The sequence below is a fragment of the Paenibacillus caseinilyticus genome (genome assembly GCF_027533645.1).
Lineage (GTDB): Bacteria > Bacillota > Bacilli > Paenibacillales > NBRC-103111 > Paenibacillus_G > Paenibacillus_G caseinilyticus.
In genome coordinates, this window is record NZ_JAQAGY010000016.1 from 49,514 (window position 1) to 67,834 (window position 18,321).

At 60.8% G+C, this 18,321-nt stretch carries 20 protein-coding genes; 16 read left to right on the forward strand and 4 right to left on the reverse strand.

Annotated features, from left to right (window positions below):
* Nucleotides 1-260 precede the first annotated feature (260 nt).
* From O9H32_RS21580 to O9H32_RS21610, 7 genes are all read left to right on the forward strand, one after another.
* Nucleotides 261-998 carry a polyphosphate polymerase domain-containing protein gene (locus tag O9H32_RS21580; protein WP_269868199.1) on the forward strand — a complete coding sequence of 246 codons (738 nt, stop codon included), beginning with the start codon at nt 261-263 and terminating at the stop codon, nt 996-998.
* Between the two features lie 2 nt (nt 999-1,000).
* Nucleotides 1,001-1,726, forward strand: a complete 726-nt coding sequence (locus tag O9H32_RS21585) for a DUF4956 domain-containing protein (RefSeq protein WP_269868200.1) — start codon at nt 1,001-1,003, stop codon at nt 1,724-1,726.
* 25 nt (nt 1,727-1,751) lie between these two features.
* Entirely contained in the window at nt 1,752-3,476 is a 1,725-nt protein-coding gene (locus tag O9H32_RS21590) for a CotH kinase family protein (RefSeq protein ID WP_269868201.1), read from the forward strand.
* Between the two features lie 262 nt (nt 3,477-3,738).
* Entirely contained in the window at nt 3,739-4,167 is a 429-nt protein-coding gene (locus O9H32_RS21595; protein WP_269868202.1) for an SRPBCC family protein, read from the forward strand.
* 3 nt (nt 4,168-4,170) lie between these two features.
* Nucleotides 4,171-4,554: an ArsR/SmtB family transcription factor gene (locus O9H32_RS21600; protein WP_269868203.1), complete on the forward strand. Its 384-nt coding sequence runs from the start codon at nt 4,171-4,173 to the stop codon at nt 4,552-4,554.
* A gap of 101 nt (nt 4,555-4,655) precedes the next feature.
* Nucleotides 4,656-4,847, forward strand: a complete 192-nt coding sequence (locus O9H32_RS21605; protein WP_269868204.1) for a hypothetical protein — start codon at nt 4,656-4,658, stop codon at nt 4,845-4,847.
* Nucleotides 4,848-5,059: 212 nt separating this feature from the next.
* Nucleotides 5,060-6,007: a phosphotransferase family protein gene (locus O9H32_RS21610; protein WP_269868205.1), complete on the forward strand. Its 948-nt coding sequence runs from the start codon at nt 5,060-5,062 to the stop codon at nt 6,005-6,007.
* Between the two features lie 178 nt (nt 6,008-6,185).
* Here O9H32_RS21610 and O9H32_RS21615 read toward each other — a convergent pair whose 3' ends face one another.
* The gene (locus O9H32_RS21615; protein ID WP_269868206.1) at nt 6,186-7,028 is read right to left on the reverse strand and encodes a 1,4-dihydroxy-6-naphthoate synthase; all 843 of its coding nucleotides are present in this window, start codon (nt 7,026-7,028) and stop codon (nt 6,186-6,188) included.
* Between the two features lies 1 nt (nt 7,029).
* Nucleotides 7,030-7,713: a futalosine hydrolase gene (locus O9H32_RS21620; protein WP_269868207.1), complete on the reverse strand. Its 684-nt coding sequence runs from the start codon at nt 7,711-7,713 to the stop codon at nt 7,030-7,032.
* A 246-nt stretch (nt 7,714-7,959) separates the two neighbouring features.
* Here O9H32_RS21620 and O9H32_RS21625 point away from each other — a divergent pair, with 246 nt between their 5' ends.
* The 5 genes from O9H32_RS21625 to O9H32_RS21645 all read left to right on the forward strand — a co-directional run bounded on the left by O9H32_RS21625 (nt 7,960) and on the right by O9H32_RS21645 (nt 12,794).
* Nucleotides 7,960-8,769 carry a helix-turn-helix domain-containing protein gene (locus tag O9H32_RS21625; protein WP_269868208.1) on the forward strand — a complete coding sequence of 270 codons (810 nt, stop codon included), beginning with the start codon at nt 7,960-7,962 and terminating at the stop codon, nt 8,767-8,769.
* Nucleotides 8,770-9,334: 565 nt separating this feature from the next.
* Nucleotides 9,335-10,129 (forward strand): SGNH/GDSL hydrolase family protein, encoded by a 795-nt coding sequence (locus tag O9H32_RS21630; protein ID WP_269868209.1) that lies wholly within the window; start codon nt 9,335-9,337, stop codon nt 10,127-10,129.
* A 13-nt stretch (nt 10,130-10,142) separates the two neighbouring features.
* The gene (locus tag O9H32_RS21635) at nt 10,143-11,054 is read left to right on the forward strand and encodes an ABC transporter ATP-binding protein (protein WP_269868210.1); all 912 of its coding nucleotides are present in this window, start codon (nt 10,143-10,145) and stop codon (nt 11,052-11,054) included.
* Nucleotides 11,047-12,027, forward strand: coding sequence for an ABC transporter permease (locus tag O9H32_RS21640; RefSeq protein ID WP_269868211.1), 981 nt, complete (start codon nt 11,047-11,049; stop codon nt 12,025-12,027). Before O9H32_RS21635 ends, O9H32_RS21640 begins: the two co-directional genes overlap by 8 nt.
* A 14-nt stretch (nt 12,028-12,041) precedes the next feature.
* Nucleotides 12,042-12,794, forward strand: a complete 753-nt coding sequence (locus O9H32_RS21645) for a hypothetical protein (RefSeq protein ID WP_269868212.1) — start codon at nt 12,042-12,044, stop codon at nt 12,792-12,794.
* 19 nt (nt 12,795-12,813) lie between these two features.
* Here the strand turns inward: O9H32_RS21645 and O9H32_RS21650 are convergent, their stop codons facing one another.
* Nucleotides 12,814-13,104, reverse strand: a complete 291-nt coding sequence (locus O9H32_RS21650) for a hypothetical protein (RefSeq protein WP_269868213.1) — start codon at nt 13,102-13,104, stop codon at nt 12,814-12,816.
* 204 nt (nt 13,105-13,308) lie between these two features.
* Here O9H32_RS21650 and O9H32_RS21655 point away from each other — a divergent pair, with 204 nt between their 5' ends.
* A complete protein-coding gene (locus O9H32_RS21655; RefSeq protein ID WP_269868214.1) occupies nt 13,309-14,085 on the forward strand; it encodes an AAC(3) family N-acetyltransferase in 777 nt (258 codons plus the stop codon).
* Between the two features lie 336 nt (nt 14,086-14,421).
* Entirely contained in the window at nt 14,422-15,777 is a 1,356-nt protein-coding gene (locus O9H32_RS21660; RefSeq protein WP_269868215.1) for a dicarboxylate/amino acid:cation symporter, read from the forward strand.
* A 139-nt stretch (nt 15,778-15,916) separates the two neighbouring features.
* Here O9H32_RS21660 and O9H32_RS21665 read toward each other — a convergent pair whose 3' ends face one another.
* Nucleotides 15,917-16,822, reverse strand: a complete 906-nt coding sequence (locus O9H32_RS21665) for an SDR family oxidoreductase (RefSeq protein WP_269868216.1) — start codon at nt 16,820-16,822, stop codon at nt 15,917-15,919.
* 225 nt (nt 16,823-17,047) lie between these two features.
* Between O9H32_RS21665 and O9H32_RS21670 the strand changes: the two genes are divergently transcribed.
* Both O9H32_RS21670 and O9H32_RS21675 read left to right on the forward strand, forming a co-directional pair.
* Nucleotides 17,048-17,461 (forward strand): BlaI/MecI/CopY family transcriptional regulator, encoded by a 414-nt coding sequence (locus O9H32_RS21670; RefSeq protein WP_269868217.1) that lies wholly within the window; start codon nt 17,048-17,050, stop codon nt 17,459-17,461.
* A gap of 3 nt (nt 17,462-17,464) precedes the next feature.
* Nucleotides 17,465-18,319 (forward strand): M56 family metallopeptidase, encoded by an 855-nt coding sequence (locus O9H32_RS21675; RefSeq protein WP_269868218.1) that lies wholly within the window; start codon nt 17,465-17,467, stop codon nt 18,317-18,319.
* The last annotated feature ends 2 nt before the right edge of the window (nt 18,320-18,321 follow it).

The following is an 18,321-nucleotide window of genomic DNA, read 5'->3' on the forward strand; positions in this document are numbered from 1 at the left end:
CGTATCCTCTCCCGTTGTTTGGCTGCAGCCCTTGTCTTGCAGCGACTGCCGTTATGGTGTCTGCCTATTGTAAATCCATTGTAAAGCCAATGTAAATTCCACGTAAAAAACATTCAGTTAACACTCAGGCTGCGCTAAGGATGAGTTCAGCAGGGGGACTTACAATGGGTTTTGTAAAGGAAAATGTAAACACGCATTGCGCACAAACAAACGATGCCACACGAAATACGGGGCTGCCTGAGAGAGAAAGAGGTGTACGAATGGAGCTGCAAATCGTAACGAGGGAACCGAAAAAGCTGAAGTTCCGTCACGAATTGAAATTTATGATCAACCGCCACCAGCACTACCTCATCAGCCATAAGCTGAAGCATCTGATGAAGCGGGACGAGCATGCCGGCGCTACGGGGGAGTATCACATCCGCAGCCTGTACTTCGACGACATGCACAATACGGCGCTGCACGAGAAGCTCGGGGGCTTGCGCGACCGGTACAAGTACCGCATCCGGATCTATAACATTCAGGATCACATCATCCACTTCGAGAAGAAGATCAAGCGGAGCGATTACATCGCGAAGGTCAAAGCTTCCCTGACCCGGGAGATGTACGAGTCGATAGTGGGCGGGGACTATGAGGTGCTGAACGTGCCGGGGAAGCCATTTCTCACCGAGCTGTATAACGAGATGACCTACAAAATGCTGCGTCCGAAGGTCATCGTCGACTACATCCGCGAGCCCTATGTATGCCCTAACGGCAATGTCCGGATCACCTTCGACAAGGAACTGCGCACCGGGCTGCATTCCACGGATATCTTCAATAAGCATCTCGATCCCGTCCGCGCGATCGACGAGGACCTGATGATTCTCGAAGTGAAGTTCGACGAGTACATACCGGAGTACATCCGGGCGGCCCTCCAGCTGGACGGCCTTCAACGGCAATCCGCATCCAAATATGTCATCTGCAGAAAATTTTTGAAATTCAACACTTGGGAGGATTATTGATCATGGCAGCTACAACAACGGCAACCGCAGCCGCAGCGTCGACCACCGGGACGACGAATTTTACGGATATTCTCAAGAACTCGGTCGTCAAAAATTTCGTGTCGGATATCGACCTGACCAAGATGGGCCTGTCGCTGGCCGTCGCCTTCTTCATCGGATTCTTCATCTTCCTGCTCTACAAGCGCGTATTCAGCGGCGTATTGTATTCGAAGAGCTTCAACGTCTCGCTCATCGGCATGACGATGGTGACGGCGATGGTCATCATTGCGGTGAACTCGAACCTCGTATTATCGCTCGGTATGGTCGGCGCCCTGTCCATCGTCCGTTTTCGGACACCGATCAAGGATCCGACCGACCTCATCTTCCTGTTCTGGGCAGCGGCTGCAGGTATCGTAGCGGGTGCGGGCTTCTACTCGCTGGCGATCTTGGGTTCGGCGGTTATCGGGCTGGTGCTGTTCTTCTTCATCAAGCGCACTTCCTTCGAAACCCCGTATCTTCTGGTCGTCAACTGCGACGGTGACGAGAGCGAGAAGGAAGTGCACAAGCACATGGCACAGACGGTCAAGCGGTTCAATGTCAAGCAGAAGACCGTAACGCCGGGCAACATCGAAACCACCCTGGAAATTCGTCTGCGCGACAAGGAAGGCCGGTTCGTGAACGGCATCTCGGCACTGCCGGGCGTAAGGAATGCCGTACTGATCTCCTACAGCGGAGACTACGTGTCCTAACCGAGAACGAGAGGAGGATCTCCAGATGAACAAGAGAGCCGCGGCGCTGCTCCTGAGCGCCCTCCTGCTCTTCGGGGTGACCGGGTGCGGGGCGACGGGCGCAAGCACGCCCGCCCTGGGGATGGCTGCCGTCCAGACGGCGTCGTCCGGGACAGCCTCGGAGAACGAGACGAAGATCGATGAGCAGGTATTTCCCAAGGATAGAGTCATCGATGTGAGGATTACGATCGACGAAGCCGACTTTCAGGATATGCTGGCCAATGCGGGGGAGGAGGAGTACAAAACCGCTTCCGTCAATTATAACGGCGTGCAGCTCGACCATGTGGCGGTGCGGACGAAGGGTAACCTCAGCCTGCGGAGCGTCGTTAATTCGGATTCGGAGAGATACAGCTTCAAGCTGGCCTTTGACGAATATATCTCCAGCCAGAATCTGTACGGCCTGACCAAAATCAATCTCAACAACAACTACAGCGACGCTTCGTATATGCGGGAGTTCCTGACGTACGAGCTGGCGGAGCAGATGGGGCTGCCCGTGCCGAAGTATTCCTTCGTGAACGTATATGTCAACGGGGAGCTGAAGGGCTTCTATCTGGCCGTCGAGCAGGTGGGCGAAGCTTACCTTGAGCGCAACTTCGGAAGTGCCTACGGAGCTTTGTACAAGGCCAACGGCGGCACGGGCTCCGATCTGACCTGGATGGGGGATATGGACTCCTATACGGGATTAACTCTAAAATCCGAGTCGACGAACGATGACGTGCTGCTGAAGCTGACCGATGCCTTGAACAACGGCGGCGACCTGGAGCAGGTGCTCGATGTGGACGAAGCGCTGAGCTTCATCGCGCTGAACGTCCTGACGGCGAACATGGACAGCTATCTCGGACAGAACAAGCATAATTACTATCTCTACGAAGATGAGGGCAAATTCTCGGTCCTGCCTTGGGATTATAACATGGCCTTCGGCGGTCTGGGGGGGACCGGGCTGCTCATTGACGAGCCGACGCAGGGGACCTTGGCCGAGAGACCCCTGGTGGCCAAGCTGCTTGAGGTTGAAGAGTACAAAGAGAAGTACCATGCGATCCTCTCCGGGATGATTCAAGGGTATCTGGCGGACGAGACGTTCAGCACCCGGGTGCAGGAGCTCTCAAGCCTCATCTCCTCCCATGTGGAGAAGGACCCGACGGCCTTCGTCACCTATGAGGCGTATCAGCAGGGCGTCACCCAGCTGAAGCAGTTCGCGTCGCAGCAGGCGGCTTCGATCGCGTCGCAGCTGGATGGCACGTCGCCATCCTCCGGCGACGGCTCCGGCAGCGGCGGCGGGATGGGCGGCGGCATGCCGGGTGGTCAGGCAGGCCAAGGCGCAGGAGCGCCGGCCGGCGGGGGACAGCCAGCCGGGGCCGGTCAGGCCGAGCCGGCTGCAAGCCTAGGCGGCACACAAGCGGGCCAGCCGGTGCTGGCAGCTGCAGCCGCTGGGCCGGGTGCCGCAGCGGGCCAAGGCCAGAACGGCCAAACCGCAGCAGGCCAGGGGGCCGCCGGCGGCCAGATGGGCCAGCGGCCGGGCGGCATGGGCGGTGGTCCCGGGGGAATGCCTCCGGGCGGCGGAGGACCCGGCGGGATGGGCGGAGGCCCTGGCGGCCCGGGCGCGGGACAACAGCAGGGCAGCGCGTCTGAGGCCATAGCCACGGGAGCAGCCATGATCGTTCTCTTGGCCGCCTGCCTGATCGTCACCTTCTACAAGCGCAACCGGTTGTAGGAACGGAACAGCGAACTTGCCCAGGCCCGCAGCCTGGGCAAGTTGTTATGCCGCGGAGATGATAACAGGGTCCTACCGGGAGCAAACTGAAAGGGAGCGGCTGCAGCTCCGCCTTGCAGCAGCCCGTCCCCATTGACATACAACCAAATGGTGTCGTATCATCAAAGGGAACCAAAAGGTTTCCTAAGGAGCCTGAAGGGAAATGCTGCTGTAACTAACACCATCATACGGATCGACCGATCCTCAGGAGGACATCCAAGTTATGACCCAAGATCCGAATCACGTGCCCGATATCCGGCAAACCAAGGTATTGAACGCCCCGATCGCCAAAGTATGGATCGCGGTCGCCACGGCCGAAGGCATCGCCGCCTGGTTTATGCCCAACGACTTCCAACCCGTAGAAGGACACGAGTTCCATCTGGAAGCAGGACCGTTCGGCAAGTCACCCTGCAAAGTGACGCATATCGATCCTCCGAACCGGCTGTCGTTCCTGTGGGGACAGGACTGGTCGCTGACCTTTGAGCTGAAGGAGGTGGACGGCAAGACCGAATTCACGCTGATCCACTCGGGCTGGGACCCGGAGAAGATCACCGAGTTCGGCGAGACGCACCGTGTGGTCCGCGAACGGATGGCGCAGGGCTGGGTGGGCCTCGTACAGAAGCTCGCCGGTTATGTCGAGGGCGGGGCCTAAGCCATGCCCGCGCTGCCCAAGCACGACGTCTTCCAGGCAGTGGCCGATCCGACGCGGCGCCGGCTGCTGGGACTGCTCGCGGCTGCGGAACTGCCGGTGAAGGAGATCGCCAGCCACTTCCCGATGAGCCGGACCGCCGTCTCGAAGCATCTGCGCATCCTGGCGGAAGCCGGGCTCGTCAAGGAGCGGAAGGCAGGACGGGAGACACGCTACCGGCTGGATCCGGAGCCGCTGCAGGAGCTGCAGAAGTGGCTCGACTTCTACGGCCGGTTCTGGGAGAACAAGCTGGCGGCCCTGCAGCGTTTGGTAGAGGAGCCGGGGGATGCCAGGGACGAGGCTTGGCCGCCCGGAACCGCCGCGGACCAAGACCGGGGAAGAAAGGAATAGCGTGTACGTTCAGAAGCGTTTGCCTTGTGCAGACGCTTTTTTATTTCCCCAACCACCTCCAAATTAGGGTAGCCACTCTTATTCCGCGGCGGCACGTGTGAATGACACAAGCGACCTGGAGAAAACAGAAAGTCCGGCTTCAGGCCGAGATCAAGCAGTGGCAGGGGAGCAAAGAAGACCGGGGATTCCTTCCATCCGCGAAGCCGGGCGAAGGGGCCGGTACCCGCGACAGCTACGGTGTCCATACGGGCTCCGTGACGAAACCGAACGGAACCTTTGACATGCGGTTCTAGTCAGAGGGCGCCGGTCACCCCCATGTTCAGGGAATGTTCAGCAGGAGCTCATGAAGCATTCAGCCGTCTCTCAGTGGAGATTCAGGATGGAAACTTATGAATGCCACCCGCTGCAGAGGGGCCGCACCGAATTTTTAAAAAAGATTAATATAAGGGCTTAAGTAGTTTATAATGGGGTTACTATATCTTGGTAAATTCGGGTGGGATGAACGATGGGTCAGCGGATCGGAGAAGTGGTGTCAGCCGCAGGGACGCTCGATGACAGCCGGATCGTCAAGCGGGAAATTCTCTACACGGGCATGAACGGTAGGCATGTGGAGCGCTTCTATTTGTCTCCCACAGAGAGCTATGTATTCAAGCCCGTAACGCATAGCGGCCAGAGGGGCCGGGAGGCCTGGGTATACGACCAGGTGCTGGGCAGCCTGCCGCCGATCTACCCGCGTATGCTCGCCCGGTCGGGCGAGTCGGCGCCGGAGAATGGAAGCTGGGTTATCTACGAGGATCTCGGCCGGCTGCAGCACACTTTCCGGGAAGAGATTGTGCTGCAGGTGGTCGAGGAGATGGCGCGATGGCATGCCTCGCCTGTCGAGCGCTGGAATGAAGCTCCCATGAGGGGACCGAAGCCCCCGATCGAGGAGATCGCGGGAGGGCTTCTGCGAAGTAGTGATACACTCGCGGAGCTGCTTCCATCTCCGGGGGCAGCAGGAATGCTGCAGGAGCTCCTGCGCCGGCTGGAGTCCCATACTTGGAGCGGGAGGCGGGTACTGTCCCATGGCGACCTGCACCTCGGAAATTATGCGCCCTTGAACGGAAGGGTCGTCGTACTCGACTGGGAGCATGCGCATCTGAATGTTCCGTGCTGGGATCTGTACCACCTGGTGGACCTGTCTCATCCCGTCTTCCCGAAGACGGTGACGGAGGCGCTGCGGGAGCGGCTGCTCGATACGTATCTGGACTGCAGCGGGGAGCGCTCGGAGCTGGGGCGGTCCGCGTTCAAGCAGGAATATTATTTGTTCTCCGCCGCCTTTTCGCTATGGATGCTGGGGCTGATTGCCGGCGACCTCCGGCGTCAGAGCGGCCCGTGGGATGTAAGCGAGCTGGAGAGCCAACGGGAAGAGACGCTGGAGAATTTCATCCAATGCGCACGGCATATCGCTTGACGCAGGGAATATATGAGGCTCATTCCAAAGTGCCGGCGGTACTATATGGGGTACTTTCCGATTATCAAGCGAAGACGAAAACCAGCAGTGCCGGTGAGCCGGCTCCACAGCAAGAGCCCCTTTCCGCGGGCAGCAGGAAGGGGCTTCTTAGGTTAGATTCGGTGCAGCCCGAACTCTTTTAGTAACGCAGCTTCGCCAGATCGAACCCCGGGACGAGACCTTCCCTAGCCGCCCGGCCGAGCAGTGCTTCGATCGCCGCATAACCGCTATCCCCGAGATCGGCCGTGAATTCGTTCACGTAGAGGTCGATATGCGCCTGGGCTACCTTCGGATCCAGCTCCTGCGACTTGCTCAGCACGTAGTCCCGTGAAGTCTCGGGGTGGGCCCATGCATATTCCACCGAAGAGCGGATCCAGCCCGCGATCGCCGGAAGGTCAAGGGAACGCCGGGCGATGATGGCTCCCAGGGGGATCGGCAGGCCGGTATCCTGTTCCCACCAACTGCCGAGGTCGGTCAGCAGCGTAAGTCCGTAAGACGGATAAGTGAAGCGGGCTTCGTGAATGACGAGCCCGGCATCGATCTGTCCGTCGCGGACGGCCGGCATGATCTCGTGGAACGGCATGACGACGATCTCGCCTACGCCGCCCGGCACGTTCTGAGCCGCCCACAGGCGGAACAGCAGGTAGGCGGTCGAACGCTCACTCGGCACGGCGACCCGCTTGCCGGACAAGGCTACCGCGCCCAGCGCGCCGGCTTCCGGGGAGGCGGTCAGCACGAGAGGGCCGCAGCCCCGGCCGAGCGCGCCGCCGCACGGCAGCAGGGCATACTCCTCCAGCACCCAGGGAAGCGCGGCGTAGGAGAGCTTGATGATATCGGGGCCGCCCGGAGCGGCAGCGAGTGCGTTGGTGATGTCGATATCGGCGTATAAGACCTCCGGTACCGGTGCGTCGGGCACGAGACCGTGTACCCAGGCATGGAACACGAACGTGTCGTTAGGACATGGTGAGAAAGCGATCTGCATCTTAGAGGACCTCCAGGAATAGGGTGCTTGCAGCTTCGAGCGCCTTCAGCGCTTCGGGAATCTTCCAAGCGGCGCGGTCCCGGGGACCGACCGCGTTAGATACCGCACGGAGCTCCATTACGGGGAGCCCGTGCTGAGCAGCGGCGGTAGCGACACCATAGCCCTCCATAGCTTCGGCGGCGGCACCGCGTACCCGTGCGGCGAGCGCCTCAGCCGTCGCTGCGGTGCCGGTGGCCGTCGAGACGGTGAGCACTGGACCGGCGGCTGCCGGCAGTCCGGCAGCCGCCAGCGCTTCGGCAAGGCGAAGAGTCCGCCCGCCGTCGGCGGCAATCCGGGAGCGGCCGAAGCCGAGCTCCTCCACGCTGCGGAAGCCCTCGGGCGTCTCGGCGCCCAGGTCCGCAGCCACGATCTCCGTTGCGGCAACGAGCGATCCGACAGCCGCTATGCCGGGGAAGCCCCCGCCGATGCCGACGCTGATCACGAGGCCGTATCCGCCCGCAGCCAGCGCTGAAGCCGTGCCTGCAGCCGCTGAAGCCGGCCCAACGCCGGCGGCGATAACCTCGAAGCGTGAATCCCCGCGGAGCCCACGCAGGACGGCGTCCCGTTCGGCGTCGACGGCGGTGACGATGAGCACTCGGCCGCCTGCAGGGGCCGGGGCCCCGGCAGAGAAGTTCGGTTCATTCATATGTAAGTTCTCCTTTGGAAGGAAGAGAATTCGTCGAGATAAGGACAAGGATACGCCCTTTTTCGGCAGGGGTCAACTGCAGCGGGAGCAAGGGTGGCGGCGGTCAACCGCGGTTGCGGCCCGGCGGGGAGGATGTCTGCCCGCCGGGGATTAGCCCATTAGACATCCGGGGGTTGCAGCGCCCAGCAGGGTGCTTTTAGAATAAAAGGAAACGGGACTATGCCGATACGGAGGGGGAGCAGAAGGATGAAGCCCGATATCCGGTTCTACCGGGATGCCGCCCTGCCGCAGCTGGAATGCAAAGTCTGCGTGTCGGGCGAGCTTCCATCCAAAAAGCATTTTCACGAGGAATATTCCCTCGGCATCGTGGAAGACGGAGGCAGCCGGGTCTGGTGCGACGGCCGGGAGCTGGAGATGGGGGCGGGCAGGCTGATCTGGATTCCGCCTTATCTGCCGCATGCCTGCCGTCCGCTCGAATCGACGGGGTGGAAGTACAAAATGCTGTTCATCCATGCGGATTGGGTGAAGGGATTGGGAGAGGAGATCAGACTCGGCGATCCTGCCCTGCTTATCGACCGGAAGAGCGGGAGGGGCTCCCGCCTTCTCATGAACCAACTGGCGGACAGCCTCGCCGCGCGGAGACCGCCGCTCGAAACCGAGACCGGGCTGCTGCAGCTGGTCGGCGGGCTGCTGAACCCGGAAGCGGCTGTGGAAGCGTATGCCGCCGGGCAGGCGGGCGAGCGCCGGAAGCTCGCGCGGGTGCAGGAGTACCTGCACGAGCATGCGCTTGAGGGTGTGACGCTGGAGCGGCTGGAAGCCGTCTCGGGCCTCAGCCGGTTCCGTCTGGTCCACTGCTTCACGGGCGCCTTCCGGATCCCTCCCCACGCGTACCAGCTGATGCTGCGCCTCCACCATGCGAAGCGGGAGCTCGGCCGGCGGGGGAGCATCGCCGAGGTGGCTGCCGATGCCGGATTCTACGACCAGAGCCACTTCACGCGGAGCTTCAAGAGCTATACCGGCGTGACCCCGATGGCTTATGCGGCCTCCCTCCGGTAAGTCCGGCCGCAGGAGGAGAGCTTCCGCCTGGGCATGCAGCCAGCCGTTATGCGCAGGCCCGGCCGTCCCGCATACCGACAGGAGGCGTCAAGCATCATATATCCAAAAAAAGGCCGGTTCGAAGCTTCGGGAAGAAGGCTTCGAACCGGCTCTTGGTGCGGGTGAGGATTTCGGGAGGAGGATCCCCAGACTGTGGGGCTCGGGGAGAACCCGGCCTGGAGAGAGTGAAGCTCCGGGGAGGGAGCCGGCCGGGATGGGGTTCGTGTCTATGTATGATCTAATGAGCATCTTACAGGATCGCCGGACGCAATTCTGTTACCTATATCACAGAATTTACATTTTATAGGGCGAATGAAGGGCCCCGGCGGGTCGACCCTTGAGCGCGGGTCTGCGACCTAGACCTCCTCCGGAGATCATCCGGGGGGATTTGGCATGCCCTCGGCTGGCGCCTGCGCTACCGCAGCCGGACGTCCGGGCCGCTTCGGCAGGATTTGGAGTTGCATGGCTTTTTGCGGTACAGTTAAAGAAAGAGCAGTCACGGATTCATCACGGAGGAGGCGCACCCTTGAGAGAAAAAACGTTACCTTGGCTGATGGCGGTATCGGCGCTGGCTACGGCGGCTTGGCTGGCGGGACTGGCCTGGACGCTATACGATTATTTCCGTGAAGTACCCGCGGTTCCGCTGACGAAGGCGCCGACGGCGGTGCAGAAGGTGCCTGAGGCTCCGTCAGCGGATGACGGCAAGTTCCGCGTGCTGGCGCTGGGCGATTCCCTCACTCGGGGATTCGGCGATCCGGAAGGCAAGGGGTATGCCGGCTATCTGGCGGATGCTCTCAAGGGGAGGGCCAAGCAGGAAGTCGTGCTCGAGAACCTCGGCGTCAATGGACAGACGTCCCCGCAGCTTGCGGAGATGATCGGAAGCGCGGCCGTACAGGGACAGGTGAAGGCGGCCGATATCATCCTCGTCAGCATCGGGGGCAATGACTTGTTCCGCGGGGGCGAGACGCTGGCGGCGCTGGACCTTGGAGCGGTGGCCAAGATCCAGGAGGAGTACGCGAAGCAGCTGCAGGGGATTCTCGGCAAGCTGAGGGAACTGAATCCCTCCGCGAACCTCTTCCTGATCGGGCTCTATAATCCGTTCATCGAACTCCAGGATGCGAAGGTGACGAGCAAGATTGTACGGGATTGGAACTACCAGGCGGCGGAGACGGCGGCAGCGTATCCGAAGACGGTGCTCGTGCCGACCTTCGACCTGTTCCAGCTCAAAGTCAGCGACTATCTGTATACGGACCAGTTCCACCCGAACGTTCAGGGGTACAAGCTGATCGCGGACCGGGTCGCGGCACTGGTAACTTGGTAAGGGGGCGGCGGAGATGAGCGAGGTTACACTGGCGGTGCGCGGCCTGCGGAAAGTCATTGGCGGCCGGGAGATTATCCGCGGCATCGACCTGGAGCTGCGGCGCGGTGAAGTATTCGGCTTCCTGGGGCCGAACGGAGCGGGCAAGACGACGACGATCCGCATGCTCGTCGGGCTGATCCGGCCTACGGCTGGCACGATCGAGGTATGCGGATACGATGTGGAGAAGTCGTTCCCGGAGGCGATGAGGAACCTCGGATGCATCGTGGAGAACCCCGAGCTCTACGGGTACCTCAGCGGGTGGAGCAACCTGCAGTATTTTGCCCGGATGATGGACGGGGTGGACGAGGCGAGGATTCGCGAAGTCGTGGAGCTCGTGGGCCTCACCGCACGGATTCACGACAAGGTGAAGACGTATTCGCTCGGGATGCGCCAGCGGGTCGGCATCGCGCAGGCGCTGCTGGGGCGTCCCAAGGTGCTGATCCTGGACGAGCCGACGAACGGGCTGGATCCGTCCGGGATCCGGGAGATGCGGGAGTTCATCCGTTATCTCGCGGAGCGGGAGGGCCTGACCGTATTCGTGTCGAGCCATCTGCTCGGCGAGATTCAGCAGCTCTGCGACCGCGTGGCTATCATCTCGAAGGGCGAAGTGGTGCGGGTGGATGCCGTCCACACGCTGCTTGCGCGGCAGGAGCGGGTGCTCTGGAGGCTCTCCTCCCCCGCGAAGGGCCGGGCTGTGCTGGAGGGGCTGACGGCGGGCGTCGAGCAGCAGGGCGATGACCTCATTACCCCCTATACGGAAGGGGAGGTCGGACGGTGGAACCGGGCGCTCGTGGAAGCGGGCGTGGATGTGCTCGAGATGAACCGGAAGCTTCCGTCGCTCGAAGACTTGTTCCTGGAACTGACGGGAGGGCAGAGCATTGATTAATCTGGTATATAACGAAATGCTGAAGCTCACCGGCAAAAGGAAGCTGCTCGTGGTCACGCTGATCGTCGCGGTGCTCATCTCGCTCTTCACCTATGCCCAGTACCGGCAGGGGATGGAGAACCTGAAGCGGTTCGGGGATCTCGACTGGAGGACTGCCGTCCAACAGCAGATCTCGAACTGGGAGAGCCGGCTGAACTCCGGCCGGGTGCCGGAAGCGGCCCGGGCGGAGCTGCAGATCCGTATCGCGCAGCAGCAGTACTACCTGGATGCGGATGTGAATCCGGCACTCCCGGGTGCGCCTACCTTCGTCCGCAACTTCGTGGAGAACGGTACGACCCTGCTCCTGCCGCTGATGATGATGGTCATTGCTTCGGACATGGTGTCCTCGGAGCACAGCGCCGGCACGGTGAAGGTGCTCTTGACCCGTCCGGTGCGCCGCTGGAAGATTCTGCTCAGCAAATATCTTGCGCTGACGCTGTCCGTCTCCTTCATCGTCCTTATGTTCGGATTGCTCTCGGCGCTGATCTCCGGGATCGTCTTCGGCTTCCAGGGCTGGGGCGCCCCGGTGCTCACCGGCTTCTCGGCCAGCGGGGCTGAGCTCGATGCGTCGCGGGTGCACACGCTGCCGCAGTGGCAGTATATTGCGATGGAGATGGGGCTGGCCTGGTTCGTGTCGCTGGTCGTGGCGACGCTCTCGTTCATGCTCTCCGTGCTCATCCGCAGTACCGCCGCAGGCATGGGCATCATGCTGGCCTGCCTGATCTCCGGGGTCATCCTGAAGGAAATGGTGTCTTCGTGGGAGTCGGCGAAGTATCTGTTCATGGTCAATCTCGAGCTGATCGATTATTTGGAGGATGCGGCACCGCCGATCGAAGGCATGTCGCTTGGTTTCTCGCTGCTGGTGCTGCTGGGGTGGGGGGCTGCAGGACTGCTGGTCTCCTTCATCTCGTTCACCCGCAGAGATGTGTACTAGAGGAGGGATTAACCGTGCTGCTGTCGAACCGGTTGGAAGAGTATAGAGCGCGGATTCTCGCGCTTCCCGGGGACCGGCCGCTGATGCGGGAGGATCTGCTGACAGACGACTTCCGGCTCTGCCGGGAAGGCCGGGTGGAAGTCTACTACGCGCCGCACGGCGAGTATCTGAACCCCGCCGCCCGGCTCGCCGTCATCGGCATTACGCCCGGCTGGACGCAGACGGAGCTTGCCTTCCGGACAGCCCGGAGGCTGCTGTCGGAAGGCGTCCCCCTGGACGAGACGGCCCGCCGGGTCAAGGAGGCGGCCCGCTTCGCCGGCGGGATGCGCAGGAACCTGGCCGGCATGCTCGACCGGCTGGGGCTGCCCCGGCTGCTCGGCGTGCCGGCCAGCGAGGCGCTGTTCGGCGAAGGGCAGCCGGGGGAGCTGCTCCACACGACCTCGATGCTGCGCGATCCCGTCTTCGTGGGGGGCCGCAACTATACCGGCCACAGTCCGGTGCTGCTTGCCGCGCCGTACCTCTTGGCGTCGGCCCGGACATCGCTGGCCCGGGAGCTGCCGCTGATCGGCCGTCCGCTGATCGTGCCGCTCGGCCGAACGGTAGAAGCCGTCCTCCGGCACATGGCAGAGGACGGCTTCTTGGACAGCGGGCAGGTCTTGTGGGGCTTCCCGCACCCGTCGGGGGCGAACGGCCACCGGCATGCGCAGTTCGCGGAGGCCCGCGAAGGCATGCAGGCAGCGGCCGAGGCGTTCTTCGGAGGGGGCTGAGCCCCCCGGAGACTCGTGCTTATGGAGACGGCGGACGCCGGTTCTCGTAATGCCGTGCGGCATACCATAGGCTTCCCGTGAACAGCGTAATGAGCAGGAGCACGGAGCCGAAGCGCCAGTCGCCCCGCAGGACGATCTGCAGCAGGGTGAGTCCGAAGCCGATCTGGGTCCACATCAGGCAGCGCTTGCGAAGGGTCTCCAGATCGGCGCTGGACCGGCCGATGGCGCGGATGAGCATGAAGCCGAGCAGCAGCAGGACGACGGCGACGACGAGCAGACCCATCGCATCGCCGGAAGAGAATGAATTCAAAGGGAGTACCTACTTTCCGTGATAGTCATATCTTGGTGGAATTGGCATGGGGCTAGAGGCAGGAGATCCGATGATTAACGATATGCTTGCATTGTATCCCATGGGAGAGAGTGAAGGCAACCCGGACGGGAGACCGGTAAGGCCGCGGATGGCAAGAGCGCCGAGGCCATCCACAGAGCAAGCAGGCGGGAGAGGAGAATGGGGATGCGGTACACAGAGAATGATCTGATAGAGCAGCTCAAAGAAATGGGGATCGATCCGGGAGGCACCGTGCTCATGCACTCCTCTATGAAGAGGATCGGCGAGGTGGAAGGCGGGGCGGATACGGTGCTGGATGCCCTGTCGGGTTATATGACCGACGGGCTGCTTGTCTTGCCTACCCATACGTGGTCCTATATCAAGGCCGATAATCCGCGGTTCCACGTCGCTTCGTCGCCGAGCTGCGTTGGTATCCTGACGGAGCTGTTCCGCCGGAGGCCGGGCGTGGTCCGCTCATGGCACCCCACCCACTCCGTAGCGGCGCTCGGCCGGGATGCCGCGGCGTTCACCGCGGGAGATGAGCGGTTCGATACGCCCTGCGCCCGGGGCTCCGCTTGGGGCAGACTGCTTGACCGGGAGGCGGTTATCCTGCTCGCGGGCGTGGATTTCCGGCGCAATACCTTCATCCACGGCGTGGAAGAATGGGCAGATATTCCGGGGCGGATGACGGATGGGCATGAGGCTCTGTTCACCGTGCTGCCGGACGGTACGGAGATTCCTGTGCCTTCGCGCCGCCACTGCGGGCTGAGCTGGTCGCAGCATTTTTGGAAGGTGGAAGAGATCCTGGAACGCAGGGGAGCCTGGTACCGGGGGCAGCTGGGCGATGCGCCGGTGTATGTATGCAGCGCCGTCCGGCTCTACCAAGAGGTGACGGCCATGCTGGAGCAGGATCCGCACTTGTTCTCGGACAATGAACCGCTGGCGCCGGGAGCCTGGGAGTGAGCAGGACGGGAATAGAGAAAGTGTCTTTGATGGGCTTGCTGTGTCTGCGGCATACATACGGTTCGTGAAGATTATGGTGTGGGGAAGATCCTATCGGCAGATAGGGTCTTTTTGTATAGATAACAATTTATATCTGCGAGGGTTCGATCCTCTTCTAACCTTGTATTTTTTATAAATATGCATCGTCCTTAAAGGCCGCCGACAGGCGGTTTTCTTATATAGATTCATGGTAATTAAAGGTATTGTGTAGTTCTGTCTTGACAAAACCGGAATAAGAGGAGTACCTTATGCATATAAAACCTACAAGTTAAGTCGGAAAAGAAGGGGTCATCGTTCATGCAAAACAATCTGTTCACCGCGTTCCAGACGAACTGGATCTCGCTTCTGGTTTCGATCGTCATTATCGGATTTCTCTATTTCCTCGCCAGGAAACGCGTCGGCTTCGGTACCCGCGTCATGCTGGCACTGGGCTTGGGCCTGGTTGCAGGCATCGCGTTCAATACGCTGAAGCTCGACTACAAGAGCGTCTCTACCATCGGTACCATCTACGTAAATCTGATCAAGATGCTGGTCATGCCGCTGGTCATCGTGCTCGTCATTCGCAGCATCACTTCCCTCTCGAGCCTCGGCCAGCTGCGCAAGATCGGGGTGAAGACGATCTCCTGGTTCCTGCTCACCACGGGGATCGCCGCGATCATCGGACTGGTCGTCGCTTTGGCGGTCGACCCGGGTGCCGGCATCCAGCAGGCGGTGCCCAAAGACTTCAAGGCCCGCGAAATCCCGACCTTCTCCCAGGTCATCATCGATCTCGTACCGTCCAACCCGATCAATGATATGGCGACGGGCAAGGTAGTACCGGTGCTCATCTTCGCCATCTTCGTTGCTGTCGCGATCATCCATGTCGGCTCGAAGAAGCCGGAAGCCGTGCAGCCGGTGAAGAACGTCATCGCTTCGCTTGCCGATATTCTCCACCAGGTCGTGAAGTACGTCATCCGGCTGACGCCTTACGGGGTCTACGCGCTAGTCGGCGCCATGGCCGCACGCTATGGACTCGATACGCTGGCTCCGCTGGCGAAGATCATCGTCGCTTCCTATATCGCCCTGATCCTGCACTTCGTCTTCGTGTTCGGAGGGCTGGTCGGTCTCGTGGCGAAGGTCAATCCGCTGAAGTTTTTCCGCAAGGCTTATCCTACGGCGGCCGTTGCCTTCACGACACGGAGCAGCTACGCGACGCTGCCGGTGAATCTCGAAGTCATCACGAAGCGCCTGCGCGTCTCGGACCGCATCGCTTCCTTCGTAGCTCCGCTGGGAGCCACGATGAACTTCAACGGCTGCGGCGGGGTGTGGCCGGCTGTGGTCGCCGTGTTCGTCGCCAAGGTATACAACATACCGCTGGGCCCATCCGAGTATATCGTGCTCGTGCTCGTGGCCGTCATCTCGTCGATCGGGGTAGCCGGGGTGCCGGGACCGGCGACGATCTCCACCACCGTTGTACTGACGGCGCTCGGGCTGCCGCTCGAAGGCATGGGCCTCGTCATTGCCGTCGAATCCGTGATCGACATGGGCCGTACCGCCGTGAACGCGACAGGAACGACGGTCACCTCACTGCTGGTGGCCAGCTCCGAAGGGGAGTTCGACCGGGAAGCGTTCCAGCGGGACGAAGAGGATCCGCTGGAGACCGTAACGGCCTAAGCAAGCGGGGCCGGTATGTTAGCCAAGCGGGCATTCATAGGGGAGGCTCCTGCTTTAAGGAGCATACGCAAAAGAGCAGAGGCGGTTGCCCTGCTCTTTTGGCTGTACCGGCAGCAGCTGGGCTGTACGGCTCCGAAAGTCACCCGGAGATAAAATCTCCGCCGTTGACATGCATCGTCTCCCCCGTCACATAACGGGAGTCGTCGCTTGCGAGATAGACATAGGCCGGGGCAAGCTCGAACGGCTGGCCTGCCCGCTTCATCGGCGTATCGGTGCCGAATACCGCGACCCGGTCCGCCGGGAAGCTCGAGGGGATGAGCGGCGTCCAGATCGGGCCGGGCGCTACTGCGTTGACGCGGATGCCCTGGTCTACAAGATTCTGGGAGAGGGAGCGCGTGAAGCCTACGATGGCCGCTTTGGTGGCGGAGTAATCCAGCAGCGTCTTCTCCCCGCGGTAGGCGGTGATGGATGCGGTATTAATGATGGAGCCGCCTTCCTTCAAGTGGGAGAGGGCGGCCTGGGTCGTGAAGAAGTACGAATAGATGTTGGTGCGGAACGTCTGCTCGAGCTGTTCTTCCGTAATGTCGGTCAGCTTCTCCTGCGGGTATTGGACCGCCAGATTGTTCACGAGCACATCCAGCCGGCCGAACGCCCCCACCGTCTGCTCCACGATCCCGGTGCAGGCGGCCTTGGTCCGAAGGTCTGCGGGGATGGCCAGACAGCGCCGTCCGAGCTGTTCGATCCGGGCTTTCGTCTCCATGGCGTCGGGATGCTCGTAGAGGTAGGCGATGGCGACGTCGGCGCCCTCCTTAGCGAAGGCGATCGCCGCGGCCCGGCCGATGCCGCTATCCCCTCCCGTAATGAGTGCCGCCCGGTTCTCGAGCTTGCGGCTGCCGTGATAGGCGGGATTCTCGTAGATCGGCCTTGGGGTCATCGCATACTCGAGGCCGGGCTGCTGCTTCTGGTGCTGCGGCGGGAAAGCGACGGGCTGCTCTTTGCACTCGGTTCGGGTGCCGTAATAAGGGTACTTGGGATAAGCGCTCATGGGATACCTCCGGGTGAATGGATAACTGCCTATGGCTCAAGGTATTCCCCTCTGGGCGCAAGGGTGCGAGGGGGACATGTGCGGGGAATCTCGGTATTTTAATGTTATTTTAAGGTTATCCTCACCTCATCTTCAGGTTGCCGTCTTACAATGCGGGAAAGGAAAGAAAGAGTTGACTTTTCCTGCCATTTATCACTACAATGTGTAGTGAAAGGTGTGTGTCCTATGCGTATAGGCAAGCCGGGTTATCATCAGCGCGGACTGGAGCGTTTCTTCGGGCCGCTGGAAGCGAAAATCATGGAGATTCTCTGGGCGCATCCCCACCAGTCTATCAAGGATGTGCAGATTCGCCTCGAGAAGGAGAAGGATCTCAATTACAACACGGTCATGACCGTCATGAACCGGCTGCTGGAGAAGGGCGTTCTGACCAAGACGATGGCCGGGCGCACATCCATGTATTCTCCAGTGGAATCGAAAGCCGGGTTCCTGGAGAACCAGTCGAAGGAAATTTCGCACAACCTCGTAGAGGATTTTGGGCCCCTTGTAGTGAACCATATGCTGGACGCGCTGGATGATGCGGATCCGCAGCTGCTCGCTAAGCTGGAGCAGAAAATCAAAGAACTCAAAGAGGGGAAATAAACGATGTGGGAACGGAGATCGAAGGTTCTATTCCTGTTGAGTTTGAGCACCTCGATATGCCTGCTTGCCCAGATGGCGCTCTATATCGTGCAGGGATTCACCGGCCAGCCGATCGGTTATAATCTTTTCCTGCACTGTACGGCCCTAGCCGAATCGCTGGGTCTGGCCTGGGTAGTCTATGTGCTCGACGCCGTTGTTGTGTTCACTCTGCTGCTGGTGTTGTGGGGCTTATGCAGGCAGCTGTTCTTTTCGTACCGGGCGAACCGCAAGCTGGACCATCTGTACGAAGAGGAGCTCAGCAGACGGCTCGCGGAGCGATACGGCCTCGAACCGCGGGAGATTCAGGTAGTAGACCACCCGGACGCCATTGCGCTGACGATGGGCCTCTTCCGCCCGAAGATCGTCCTCTCCACCGGCCTTATGCAGATGCTGGAGCTGGGAGAGCTTGAAGCGATCGTTCATCATGAACGGTTCCACCTAAAGCACCGGGATCCGCTGAAGACGCTGTTGATGAGCGGGTGCGCCAATATCCTCTGGTATATTCCCATTTTGAACTGGAGCTCGAAGCAGTATGTCGCGGCGAGGGAAGTGCTGGCCGACGCTTCGGCGATCCGGACGACGGGGGAACCGGGGAATCTCGGCAGTGCGCTGCTCAAGCTGCTGAAGAGAAACCAGGTAAGATCCTATGCTTTTGCCTATGCCTCGTTCGCGGAGACATCCATTAACTATAGAATCCAACAGCTGATCGACCCGCAGGCCGTACAAGCCCTGCAGCTTCCGCTGAAACGGATCATGGTCTCCCTCCCCATGGCAGCGGTGCTGTCGGCTATGTTTCTTACAGAGTTTCTTTATCTATAATT